Genomic DNA, 12,502 nt, shown 5'->3' with positions numbered 1-12,502 from the left:
CGGTGTCGAAACCGGGACCTGGTTCAGCTCGTGTTGCGGCAAAGGATCGTTGCCCATGACAGAGGGATTGACAGAGTGAAGCGAACCGAGCTGCACATCGTGATCGGCGGAGGTATCGCGGGCTGCCTTGCCGCGATCATGCGTAGCCGCGCGGGATACCGGGTCCTTCTGCTGGAGCGGGCCGAGGCTCGCTCGCCCGAGGCCTACCCGATCTGCACGGGGGCCAGCAACATCGTCAGCGAGAACCACAGCGGTGCCGAGTATCCGTTCGATCCGCAGAGCGCCCGGGACTGCTTCGACGGGCGCCTGGTCAACGAACGCTTCTTCCCCGACCTCGTCTTCGGTGGCAAGGACCACAGCCGGGTCATCGCCTCCCGGGCCATGCAGGACAGCGGCACCGACATCATGGGCCAGTGCCGGGAGAACATGCAGGTCATCCAGGACCGTTACGCGCAGCTCTGCGCCGAGGACCCGGCCAACGCGTTGTTCGGCGCGCCGGAGCAGGTCTGCCGCGAGATCCCCGCACCGGACGGCGTCGCCGACGTCGGCGCCGCCTTCGTCACTCCGCAACGGGGCATCAACCCGGTCGTCGTCACCGCGCTGCTCGACCAGGAGCTGCGCCGCAGCGGCGTCGAGGTACGCGGCGGCGCCGACGTGACCGGGGTGAGCCGCCGCCCGGACGGCACCTACGAGGTGGAGTACGTCGAGGACGGCGCGCGGCAGACGGTCGTCGGCGACCAGGTCGCCCTCTGCGCCGCCACCGAGACCCCGGCGATCGCGCGCCGTCTCAACCCGTCGCTCGCGCTGCCCCCCATCTACATGGCGCTGCGCCAGATCCTCTTCGTCGAGCTGCCCGAGCGCACCACGAAGAACTACACGTGCCTGAAGCTCGAGGACGAGTACGGCGGCATGTTCAGTCCCTTCAGTCAGGACACCGCGCTCGTCTACTACCCGCCGGCGGCGCACATCGCGGTGCACCGCGTCGACCCGACGACCTACGCGCTGCCCGACGACTTCCGGCACTTCCTGCGCAACGGCCACCCCGAGGCGACTGAGCGCGCCCAACTGGCGCTCCGTCAGCTCAGCCAGTGGTATCCGGAGGTGCGCGGCGCGGAGGTGGTGTCCGCCCACCTCAAGGTGGCGATCAACACCACCGACTCGTCGCGGCTACGGCGCAACGCCGGGGTGCTCGACGTCGCGCCCGGGTGCACCGCGACCGTCCTGCTCAAGTGGACGATGTGCGTCGTCAACGCCCAGCGCGACCTGGAGGCGGCCCTCCGGCACTCGATCGCCACCGGCAACGCGGATCGCGACGAGTACGCCGAGCTCGTCGCCCGCGGCACCGTGCCGATCGCGCCGCCGTCGGATGTGTCCGCCTGGCAGCGCCGGCTCGGGATCTTCGCGCGCAACATGGGCGTGCCGGAGCGACTGGCGGCGCCGTTCGTGGATGCCGGCGAGCCGGACAGCGGTCTGGCCCGCGCCGTACCGTCGCTCGCGTCGAGTTGACGCTGGTCACGCTGAACTGGCGGGGATTATCCGCCCCCTGAGGCACCGCGCGAGGGGATGCACCCCGCTTAGGGGGCAGCACAGGGGTTCAGTCGTCTTCCCGTTGCGCGATACACCGTATTCGATGATCATAGGCCCGCGTCGACTCGATGACCTTCGTCGACACTGGCCTGTCCTGGCGGGCTTCGGGGAGCGTTCCGCCCGGTCCCTATAAGCGAGGAGGGCACGATGACCACCGCACTCGACCTGACCGACCTCCGTGTGCAGGCCGACGCCACCATCGATCGACTGATCGACGAGGCAGGCCTCACCCGACGCAACAACCGGTTCTTCGCGGGCGCGAAGGAGGCCACCTCGGTGAGCCCCGCCGGTGCGCTGCGGATCGCGGAGAAGTGGCAGCGGACCACTCAGGCGTTCATGTTCACCACCATCTCCAGCCTCGGTGCACACGGGCGACGTCTGGCTCGCGACTACACAGTGAGTCGAGAAGTACTCGGAGCGTATCAGATGGCCTACCGCGTCATCGGGGACGATCTGGACAATCGGGCGGCGGCGTTCGCGGAGGTCGCACCGGAGGGTGTGGACGGTGTCCACTACCTGTGGTGGGCGGACACGATCTGCGCGCCGCTGCGCTCGGCCCTGGGCAGCGCGGACGCGCCCGCCGAATCCGCCGCGCTGACCCGCATCCTCGACGTCATGGACGCCATGGCGGCCGAGGAGCTGGGTGGCGCGGTCCAGCTCCGTGTCGTGGAGACCATCGCCCTCGACATCGCGGTCGCGTTCCGGCGTCTGTACGGCAAGGTCACCGTGGACGGTCGCCAGGTCCTTCCCGAGCAGCGCGACTACGCCTGGATCGACTCGCACATCCGGGCGGAGACGGGCCATGCCGCGTCCGTCAGCGACGACGAGGCCGGCATGAGCCACCTGGTCTCCACCCCGGCCGAGGCGCAGCACTTCGTCGCGCTCGCCGAGTCGTACGTCCCGGCGTGGGCGGACCTGCTGGACGACTTCGCCCGGGACCTGGCGTAGCGCGACCAACCGAGAACGGCACTGACGGCCGCCACCGACGACGCCCCGGGCCCGTGGTGGCGACCGCCGGAGTCATCCGGTTCCGAGGAAAGGAGCTGCCATGCGATCGTCCCTGCCAACAGTGGAAACAGACGCCGTCGTCAACGAAGTGAACGAGCTGCGCGCCCGCTACCAGCGCGAGACCGAGCCCGGATCGCCGGAGGCGCTGCGCCGGCTGGCCGGTTGGATCGCCGACTCGGCGTCGCTCGGTGCCCAGCCCGCGGCCCGGGCACTCGTCGAGGACCTGTCCGGCGCACACGACACGCCGCAGCTCACGGCGACGAAGCGGCACATCAACTCGCGGGCCGACAACACGCTCCTGTCCGTGTTCTCGGCCGCGTACTTCCCGACCCTCGGTCTGGACTACCTGGAGTACGAGCCCATCCCGTCCGACCCCGTGCTGGTGGAGCGCTACCCGAGCCCGACGATGCCGGTCAACCTGCTCCGGCACAGTGCCGGTTTCGACAGTCGGGTCGTCGTGGCGCTCTTCCCGGAGAACCACATCGACGGTCGCCAGGAACCGGACGACCTTATCTTCTACTTCATCGACAAGTTCGTCACCCGGCACGGCCTCACCCGCCGGCTCATCGACGCCGCCATGGTCCCGGGCTCGTTCCCGCTGCTCACCGGCGTCGACGACAGCGGCGTCGAGCGGGCCGCCGGCTCCTGGGTCCGGCTGCACGAGTTCCACCACCGCACGGGCAGCATGCCGATCCCGCAGTTCCTGTCCGCGAAGAGCTACAAGCCGCTCGCCGGCCTGGAGGAGATGCGGGTCGACGTCAAGTCGATGCTGGTCTGTCTCGACGACGCGGACATCGATCGTGAGCTCGCCGCGCTGACCTTCGAGTTCGTCCTGGCCGAGCGGCTGCTGCGCTACTCGGTCGAGGGGATCCCGAAGCCGAACTACGACGCGATCGCGTCACAACTGCTCTTCAACTACCTGCGCGAACAGGGCGCCCTGACGATCGACGAGGGGCGGATCCGGCTCCTGCCGAGCCTGCCCGAGGCGCTGAGCACGCTCGTCACCGAGATCACCGAGCTGGAGGACGTGGTCCTGACCGAGGGGGTCGAGGCCGCCCGCGCGGGCTTGATCGACTTCACCCGCCGGTACACCCGGTACGACGAGGAGAAGCGGGAGTTCCTCCACGTGCCCTTCTTCGCCGAGCTCAAGGAGCGACTCGGCGTGTGAGTCACGCCGGCCGCCCTCCCGACGACGTGCGGCTCCGCCCCTCACCCCGCTGGAAGGTACCGACCATGACCACCGTTATGAACTCGACCGAAACCGGCATCCTCGGCACGTGCGACATCGACGCCGACAGCCTCGCCACGGACCTCGACACCATGGCGTCGTTTCCCTACACGGACAAGTACAGCGACTTCGTCTGCGGCGCCTGGAAGAGTTGCGCGGTGTGGAACGGCACGGGCCTCGGCCTCGACGCGGGACTCGACCCGTTCGAGGGCCCGGCCGTCGTCACCGACCTGGGCCAGCGCCTGCCGTACGTGCGGCACCTGGTGGGTGAGCTGTTCGACATGTCCCGCCTCAAGTACGGCCGGCTCGCCCGGCTGACCCCCGGCAGCGCGCTCGTGCCGCACCGGGACTACCTCGAACTCGACAGCAACCTGATCCGGATCCACCTTCCGCTGGAGACCCACGAGTCCTGCGTCAGCTCGCACAACTCGACGCTCTACCACATGAACGTCGGTGAGATCTGGTTCCTCGACGCCACCCAGGCCCACAGCGCGGTCTCCGGCTGGACGAAGGACCGCACCCACCTCGTGCTCGACTTCCAGGCCGACTCGCTCGCCGCCTGCTTCACCGGCGAGGTCCAGTCGCCCCGCATCCCGAGCACGCACCAGGTCGCGCGGCAGCCGATCGACCAGGACGAACTCGCCGCGTTCGAGCGCGCCGGGGTGCTCATGGACACCACCAACTACCGGGACTTCCTGAAGATCGCCATCAAGACGATGTTCACCCGGGACATCACCCCGGACAACGTGTTCGACCTGCTGGAGGGGGCGGCCCGGCACTCACCCGTCGCCGACCGGCTCGACATGATCCCCCCGATGCGGACGTACTTCCTGCTGGCCCGAGAGTCCTGAGGCGGATCATGCGACACGCCAGCCAAGTCTGTGTCGTCGTGGACGGGTACTCGACGGCCAACGCGCTCGCGCCGGCCCTCGCCGGTTACGGCTTCGGCGCGGTGCACGTGCAGAGCGACCCGGACCTGCCGCAGTTCCTCCTGCGTACCGGCGTCGACCACGCCTATCTCGACAACTACCTCCACGACGGCGACGTCAGCACCATCGTCGACCGGCTCGACCGGGCGGGCCTGCGCCCGCGCAGCGTGGTGGCCGGCGCCGAGACCGGGGTCGAGCTGGGTGACCAGCTGGCCAGGGCGCTCGGCGTGCCCGGCAACGATCCGGCGACGACCCGGTGCCGCCGCGACAAGCACCACATGGCACGCGCCGCGGCGGCCGGGGGCGTCGCCGTCATCCCGCACCTGAGCACCGCCTCCCGCGACGAGGCGGCGGAGTGGCTGCGCGCGGGGGGCTGGCTCGGCGACGCCGTCGTCAAGCCCCGGGCCAGTTCCGGCAGCTTCGGCTTCCTGCGGTGCCGCTCCGAGGCGGACCTCGACAGCGCGTTCAAGAGCTGGCTGGGCGCACCCGACGTATTCGGCGATCCCATCGGGGAACTCCTCGTCCAGCCGTTCATGACCGGCGACGAGTACGCCGTCAACACCGTGTCGGCGGGGGGCGGGTACGTCGTCTCGGACATCTGGCACACCAGGAAGCGCCACGAGGGCGGTACGGCGCTCTACGACCTGGAACGGCTCGTCGATTCCCGCGATGCCGTCTTCGACCAGCTGCACGGCTTCGTCGGGACCGTGCTCGACGCCCTGGACATCCGCGAGGGGACGGCGCACACGGAGGTCATGATGATCGCCGGTGAGCCGGTGCTCGTCGAGACCGGCGCCCGGTTCATGGGCTCGATCGACATCTCGCAGCTGACCGAGGCGACGGGCACCAACGCGGTGCAGTTGGTGGCCGAGACGATCGTGGCCCCGGACCGCTTCGCCGCCCGGGTCCGCGAGGGCTGGCGTCCCGCCCTCCGCCGGCACGCCGCCATGGTGCAGTTGCTGTCCCGCCACTCGGGGACCCTCGCCGGCTACGACCTGCCCCTGCTGCGCGGGCTGCCGTCCTTCCACACCGTCGACACCTACCTGGAGACCGGCGACCCGTTGCAGGTCACCGTCAACTCGTACACGACCCCGGGCCTGGTCTTCCTGGTCCACGAGAGCCCGGAGACGATCTCGGATGACTACCGCCAGATACGCGAACTGGAGGCAGCGGGTGCCCTGTTCTTGTCGGCCTGACCAGCGCACGCCACGGCTGACCGTCGGCGGCACCGCACGCGCCCGCCGGCGGGCCGCCGCCACGCGGGAGGCGGCCGCATGAGCGCGCCGCACCGGTCGGCGTCGCAGGACCCGGCGACGGACTACCTGCGGGCGGTACGCGACGGCGAGCTGCCACCGGACCTGCCGGCGCGCACCGCCGGGCGGGTGCTGGGGCCGGACATCGAGGCACAGAGCTTCCACCGGGTGATGTTCGTCGACGAGCGGGAGCTCACGTCGTTCTACGCCGACTTCACGGTGCTGCTCGACGTCGTGGGGCGGCTGCCGCACCTGCTCGCGGGTGGCAGTGCGGCCGCGTTCGGCGCGCTGACCGACGTGCCGGAGGTGCTGCGCCCGCTGTTGGCCGGGACCGACCTGCCCGCCCTGGTGCCGTACGGCCGCGCCGACCTGATCCACGACGGGACCGGGTTCAAGGTCCTGGAGCTGGGCCTGAGCCCCGCCGTCGGCGGTGCCGAGCGCGCCGCCTGGCTCCCCGCCGTCATGGCGGAGCCGGCCTTCCGACCCTTCGCCGAGCGGCACGGGCTGCGACACCTCGATTCCATCACCGCCCTGCTCGACCTGCTGCGCACGGTGGAGACCACCCGTACGGGGCACGACGCCGAGGCGCCCGGGCAGGCGGAGGTGCTGATGGTCGAGGCGACCGGCGCCCTCGCGGAGTGGGCCGGCGACTGGCGTCCCCTGGGCGAGTGCCTGGAGGCGTACTCCGATCGTCCGCTGCGGACCCGCCTGGCGGAGGTCGCGGACCTGCACGAGCCGGACGGCAGCGTCGCCGACCACGTCGCCGGGGTGACCCATCTGCTGCGGTTGTTCAACCTGACGGAACTCGCGGAGGAGCCGGACCCCGTGGCGGCCTGGCAGCGGCTGCATCCGGAGCCGGGCTCCGCCCTGCCGCCGATGGCCACCTCGCCGGTGCACGACATGTACAACAGCAAGGCGTGCCTCGCCCTGGTGTGGCTCCCCGAGGTGCAGGACGCGCTGACCGACGACGAACGCGCCGCGTTGCGGCGCATCCTTCCCGAGACGACCCACGTCGACGCGGCCACCGACCTGACCGGCTTCGTCCGCGACCGGGCGGACACCATCCTGAAGCCCACCACCCTGGCCCGTGGCGAGGGCACGGTGGCCGGCTGGACGGTCGACGACGAGACGTGGCGGGCGGCGCTCGCCTCGGCGGCCGGGAGCGGTCGCCACATCCTGCAACGGAGGGTCGTCCAGCGGGCGGAGCCGGGCTTCGACACCGACGGCGTCACGGAACGGGACTGGTACGCGGTGTGGGGGATGCACTACGGGCCCGGTGGACACACCGGCTTCACCTGCCGCCTGACCACCGTGCCGGGGACCGTGGTCCGCGGCATCTCGAACGTCCTGCTGGCACCGGTGCTGCTGCACCCGGGGGCCTGAACATCGCCGCCGGTCACGGGTAGGAGATCACCCTGAAGAAGAACTTCCGCCTGCTGTGGAGCGCCGAGACCGTCAGCCAGTTCGGCTTCGAGGTGGCGACGGTCGTCATCCCGCTGTTCGCCGTGAAGACCCTGAACGCCACACCGGCGCAGGTCGGTTTCCTGGTGACCTGCGAGTTCCTGGGCTTCCTGCTCCTCGGACTACCGGCCGGCGCGTGGATCGACCGCCGGCGCGGGGAACGGGTCCTGGTGTTCTCCAGCCTGGGCCGTACGGCCGTGTTCGGGGTCGTCGCGGCACTGGCGCTGGCCGGCAACCTCACCATGCCCGCGCTGTACGCGTTGATGTTCGCGGGGAGCCTGTGCACGGTCTTCCTGGGGATCTCCTACCAGAGCGTCCTGCCGCGGATCGTTGACCGGCAGCTGCTGCCCGGCGCCAACTCGCGGGTGGAGTTCACCCTCTCGCTGGCGGAGATCACCGGCCCGGCCATCGCCGGCTTCCTGCTGGCGGTGGCCACGTCGTCGTACGTCCTCGGCGCCACGGCCGTCTGCTTCGGCATCGCCACGCTGCTGCTCAGCCGGATCCGGGTGACCGGGGCGGCTGCGGCAGTTCCGCCGCCGCGCACCACCACGCTGTTCCGGGACGTACGCGACGGCGTCAGGTACGTGCTGCGGGTGCCGATGTTCCGGGTGATGGCGCTCCGCAGCTCGACGTACAACTTCTGCAACATCGCGACCACCACCATGTTCCTGCTGCTGCTGGCGTCGGTGCTGCGGCTGCCCTCGGCGTACATCGGGATCATCTTCTCCGGGGCCGGTGCCGGCGCGACCCTCGGCGCGCTCTCGGCGGTCCGGCTGTCCCGGCGCTTCGGCGTCGGGCCGACGGTCCTCGGCGCGTGCGTGCTGGCGGGGATCGCCTCGATTCCGCTGCCGTTCGCGCGCAGCGGCACCTGGCTGATCGTCGCCGGCATCGGCTACGGCATCGCCTCGGGATGCATCGTCGTCTCCAACATCCTGCAACTGTCGGTCCGGCAGGCGCTGTGCGCGCCGGGCATGCAGGCCCGGTTGAGCGCGACGATGCGGTTCCTGGTCTGGGGCGTGATCCCGCTGGGCGCGTCGGTCGCGGGACTGGTCGCGAACGTCATCGGCGTCCGCCAGACCCTCGCGCTCGCGGTCGCCGGCGAACTCGTCTCCATCGTTCCGCTGTACTTCTCGCCGCTGCGTCGGGTGATGGAGATGCCCACCGAGCCCGAGTCCGGACCCGAGCCGGCCCCGGAGCCGCCGCCCGGAGGGGCGGCGGCCGACGGGGCACGGCCGGAGGCACGACAGCTCAGCGACTGAGCCGGGCGACCTCGTCGTCGTCCAGCGTGATGACGCCGGCGAGGTACTGGCGCGTCGACCCGCCCAGGATGACCCGGTCGCCGCGCAGCTCGCAGTTGGCGTGGATGGTCAGCGTCTTGCCGAGCCGGGGAGAGAACTGGCGGGAGGTCAGGCTGTTTTTGCCGAGTTCCTCCGCCCAGTAGGGGACCAGCATGCAGTGGGCCGACCCGGTGAACTGGTCCTCCGGGATCGACTGCTTGGGGCCGAAGAAGCGGGCGACGAAGTCAGAGGAGATGCCGGGGGCCGTCACGACCACCGCGCGCCGGTCGAGGGTGCCGAGCATCCGCTGGTCGGGTTCGATCGCGCGCAGGTCCTCCTCGTTGTCGTAGACCGCCATGTAGTCCATGCCGCCGTACACGGCGGTGGGCGCGATCGACAGCCCGGCGAGCAGGGCCTCCGGCGGGTCGACCCGCTCGCGCGGCAACGCGGGGAAGGACATCGAGAACTGCCCCTCGGGCGTACGGCTGACGACGAGGGGACCCGTGTTGGAGTGGAAGGTGACCTCGTCCCACTCGGGCCGCAGGTGGTTCAGCACCACGTGGGCCGCGGCGAGCGTGGCGTGCCCGCACAGGTCGACCTCCATCGACGGCGTGAACCAGCGCAGCGCGAAGCTGTCGCCCCGGTCGATGATGAACGCGGTCTCCGCGAGGTTGTTCTCCAGGCCGATCGCCTGCATCACCTCGTCGCTGAGCCACTCGTCCAGGGGGCAGACCGCGGCCGGATTGCCGAAGAACACCCGGTCGGTGAACGCGTCGACCTGGTACAGGGGAATTTCCATCGTGCCTCCAACTGGTGTCAGTGTCGTTCGCGGGCCGCCGGCCCGATCGCCTGCACGCGCTCGATGAGCTGTCGCCGTTCGTCGGCGTCCATGGGGATGGCCCAGCCGCTGGCCGCCGACTGGTGGATGTTGACCACGGCCGAGCCCCGGTCGGCGCGGATGTTCATGCCGGAGCACTCGCCGCCGAGCACGTAGAGCCCGAGCACCACGTGGTGGGGCACCGGCTCGGCATCGGCCTCGGGGGCGAACCGGCACTCGGCGAGCTGCACGCGGCGCTGGGCGAGCCAGCCGTCGGGGCCGCGTTCGGCCAGCCGGGCGGCGATCGTGTCCGCGTCGTGGTCGGCCCCGAGCAGCACGTCGTGCCCGCCGGACGAGTGCCCGAACTTGAACACGTACTCGGCGCGGTCCGCCAGCAGGCGGTCACGGTTCTCCGGGGTCACCGAGACGGTGTGGGGCACGTAGCGGGCGACCATGTCGCGTACGCCTTCGGGCAGCAGGCTGGCGAAGCGCTCCTCCCAGAACATTGCCATCCAGCGCTTGTGCGTGCGGATCTCGGCCTCGAAGAGGTTGATCACGGAGGCGCCGCTGCCGACCAGCCGGGTGATGAAGTCGTAGTCGTCGTCCATGTCCTCGTGCATGAAGCCGCGATAGACCAGGGTGCGCTTTCCGGCCGCCGGATCGAGCCACCGCTGCGGATAGTCCGCGTGGAAGACCAGCTCGACCGGCACGTCGGGCAGGCGCCGGCGCAGCGTCTCGGTCAGCAACTCGAAGCCGAAGTAGCCGACCCCGATGCGGCTCGACCAGTCACACACCACCACCCGGTCGAAACTGCCCTGGTGGAAAGCCCTGATGACGACGTCCGCGATCTGTTCCTCGGGTCGGGGCGTGCCGGCGAGCCACGGAACGTCGACCGACTCACCCATCACCTGATAGCAGTCGTGGAACTCGAATCCGGAAATCGACGAGTCGATGTTGAATTCACAGAACTGGTATCCGGACGGGGTCGGCAGCACGTCGACGCGGGCGAAGACCTGCTCGACCGAATCCAGTTGCTCCCAATTGACGAAGGGCGCGATCTCGGCGGGCAGGCCGAATTCCGTCAACAGTTTCTCGGGAGGCCCCGACCGGAGGAACTCGCGGATCACCGCCGTCTGCGCCTCGATCATGGCGCAGGCCGCCTGCGCCATCCGGTCGAACTCGTCCCGGTCGATGACCAGCGGATAGGGGATGAACCGCATCCGGGTGGCGCCGAGATCGTCCATGAAACGCCGTACCGACGGCGCGGCCGCGACGAGCGCGGACCGCGCCGGCTCGGCCTGAAGCGCGGCCACCAGCGGCGCGTTCAATTCCGCGAAATTGCAGTCCGAATTGTCGTGTCGCACCGTGAACCGCACCCCTTCGCCCGACTCGCTATTGAATCGGATGCGAGTGTACGGCACGAGCGGCTTGGCGGGCAGGGGCGAACTCGCGGTATTGATTGCGGACACGGTTAGTGTCGAACATTTCAGGGGTCGACCGGTCCGGGGTCGCCGAGTACAGTGACCGGCCGTCGGCTGGTCCCGCTTCACACGCGACGGCGACGACATCGGCCGTTGCAATGCCGTTTTCGTCGCGTGACCCGTACCGGATACGTGGCGGAGCCATTACGGGGAATCATCACCCGAAGATCCGCACCCGGATTCGGCCCGGTACGCATCCGTCATCCCCGCAGAGACAGGATCACCGCCATGACCGCACTCCTGGACGCCGTCGCCGCAGGCGTCACCATCCACGACCTCAGCCAGCCGTTCGAGGAGGGGATGCCCTGCGCGCCGAACCACCCGGGGTTCCGCCTGGCCCTGCTCCGCCGGCACGGCGACGTGGTGCGTGCCGACGGCGGTTCGTCGGCCGGCGAGCTGATCGTCACCGGCGGGCACGTCGGGACCCACGTCGACGCGCTGTCGCACATCTCGCAGGACGGGCTGCTGCACGGTGGCCACGACGCGGCCGAGGCGCAGTCGGGTGGCCGGTTCCGCGTACACGGCGCCGAGACCATTCCGCCGCTCGTCCGGCGGGGGGTGCTGTTGGACGTCGCCTCGGCCCACGAAGTCGACGTCCTTCCCGGCGGGTACGGCGTGACCGCCGACGACCTCGAACGGTGCCTGCGGCGGACGGGTGTGCGGCTGGCCGAGGGTGACGTGGCGCTGGTGCGTACCGGCTGGGCCCGGCACTGGTCGGATCCGGCCGCCTACCTCGGTCTCGACACGGGGGTGCCCGGCGTCGACCCCTCCGGCGCGGCCTGGCTCGCGGAGCACGGGGTCGCCCTGACGGGCGCGGACACCACCGCCTACGAGCAGATCCCTCCCGGCGCGGGGTTCCGGGTGCTGCCGGTCCACCGGCTGCTGCTGGTGGAGGCGGGCATCTACATCGTCGAGCACCTGCGGCTGGATTCGCTGGCCGAGGCCGGCGTGAGCGAGTTCCTGTTCGTCCTCGCCCCGCTGCCGATCGTCGGCGGCACGGGCTCGCCCGTGCGCCCGCTGGCCGTCGTGTGACACGTGCTCGGCCGCCTCGCGCCCCCGCCCGTCGTCGCTCGGGCACGTAGTCTCGCCCGGTGATCGAGACGCCTCTCACCGCCCGGCAGTGGCGTCGCCGGGTGACGGTCGCCGCCGCCGTCGCCGTCGCGGTGGCCTGCATCGGTGCGCCCGTCAGGCAGGCGGTGACGAGGGCGGTCGAGGCGGGGCGGGGCGAGAAGACGCCGGCTGCGGCGGCCGAGGCGTACCTCCTGGCGGTCTTCCAACCGGACGAGCACCCCGACATCAACCGGTGCCTGTGCGGCGACAACCGGGACGAGCTGTTCCGCCAGGCCCGCGACCTGCGCAAACAGGCCGAATCGCAGGTCACGTTCGGCGTACGGGTCGAGACGACCAACTGGCAGACCGACCCGGACGGCACGGTCTCGGCGATGGTGGACCTCCGGTTCA

The 12,502-nt window shown here is 70.5% G+C and carries 11 protein-coding genes; 9 read left to right on the top strand and 2 right to left on the bottom strand.

Annotated features, from left to right (window positions below; translation table 11 throughout):
• The first annotated feature begins 75 nt into the window (after positions 1 to 75).
• From EV374_RS30505 to EV374_RS30475, 7 genes are all read left to right on the top strand, one after another.
• Entirely contained in the window at positions 76 to 1,506 is a 1,431-nt protein-coding gene (locus EV374_RS30505) for an FAD-dependent oxidoreductase (protein ID WP_132240623.1), read from the top strand.
• 228 nt (positions 1,507 to 1,734) lie between these two features.
• Positions 1,735 to 2,535 carry a DUF6202 family protein gene (locus EV374_RS30500; RefSeq protein ID WP_132240622.1) on the top strand — a complete coding sequence of 267 codons (801 nt, stop codon included), beginning with the start codon at positions 1,735 to 1,737 and terminating at the stop codon, positions 2,533 to 2,535.
• 100 nt (positions 2,536 to 2,635) lie between these two features.
• On the top strand, positions 2,636 to 3,763 hold the full coding sequence (locus EV374_RS30495; protein WP_132240621.1) for a DUF6421 family protein: 1,128 nt from the start codon (positions 2,636 to 2,638) through the stop codon (positions 3,761 to 3,763).
• A gap of 65 nt (positions 3,764 to 3,828) precedes the next feature.
• A complete protein-coding gene (locus EV374_RS30490; RefSeq protein ID WP_132240620.1) occupies positions 3,829 to 4,674 on the top strand; it encodes an aspartyl/asparaginyl beta-hydroxylase domain-containing protein in 846 nt (281 codons plus the stop codon).
• 8 nt (positions 4,675 to 4,682) lie between these two features.
• A complete protein-coding gene (locus EV374_RS30485) occupies positions 4,683 to 5,948 on the top strand; it encodes a hypothetical protein (RefSeq protein ID WP_132240619.1) in 1,266 nt (421 codons plus the stop codon).
• 78 nt (positions 5,949 to 6,026) lie between these two features.
• Positions 6,027 to 7,388: a hypothetical protein gene (locus EV374_RS30480; protein ID WP_132240618.1), complete on the top strand. Its 1,362-nt coding sequence runs from the start codon at positions 6,027 to 6,029 to the stop codon at positions 7,386 to 7,388.
• Between the two features lie 26 nt (positions 7,389 to 7,414).
• Positions 7,415 to 8,725: an MFS transporter gene (locus EV374_RS30475; protein WP_132240617.1), complete on the top strand. Its 1,311-nt coding sequence runs from the start codon at positions 7,415 to 7,417 to the stop codon at positions 8,723 to 8,725.
• Here EV374_RS30475 and EV374_RS30470 read toward each other — a convergent pair.
• Positions 8,715 to 9,542, bottom strand: a complete 828-nt coding sequence (locus tag EV374_RS30470; RefSeq protein ID WP_132240616.1) for a PhzF family phenazine biosynthesis protein — start codon at positions 9,540 to 9,542, stop codon at positions 8,715 to 8,717. The two genes, EV374_RS30475 and EV374_RS30470, sit on opposite strands and share 11 nt — an antisense overlap.
• Before the next feature lie 17 nt (positions 9,543 to 9,559).
• A complete protein-coding gene (locus EV374_RS30465) occupies positions 9,560 to 11,128 on the bottom strand; it encodes a hypothetical protein (protein ID WP_132240615.1) in 1,569 nt (522 codons plus the stop codon).
• Between the two features lie 141 nt (positions 11,129 to 11,269).
• On the opposite strand from EV374_RS30465, the gene EV374_RS30460 reads away from it, so the two are divergent.
• Both EV374_RS30460 and EV374_RS30455 read left to right on the top strand, forming a co-directional pair.
• A complete protein-coding gene (locus EV374_RS30460) occupies positions 11,270 to 12,073 on the top strand; it encodes a cyclase family protein (RefSeq protein ID WP_132240614.1) in 804 nt (267 codons plus the stop codon).
• Positions 12,074 to 12,132: 59 nt separating this feature from the next.
• The coding region (locus EV374_RS30455; RefSeq protein ID WP_132240613.1) for a hypothetical protein at positions 12,133 to 12,502 on the top strand (370 nt) is incomplete at its 3' end.

The sequence above is a fragment of the Micromonospora sp. CNZ303 genome (assembly GCF_004345505.1).
Note: the sequence above shows the minus strand (reverse complement) of the source record. Positions and strands in the feature narration are given on the sequence as shown.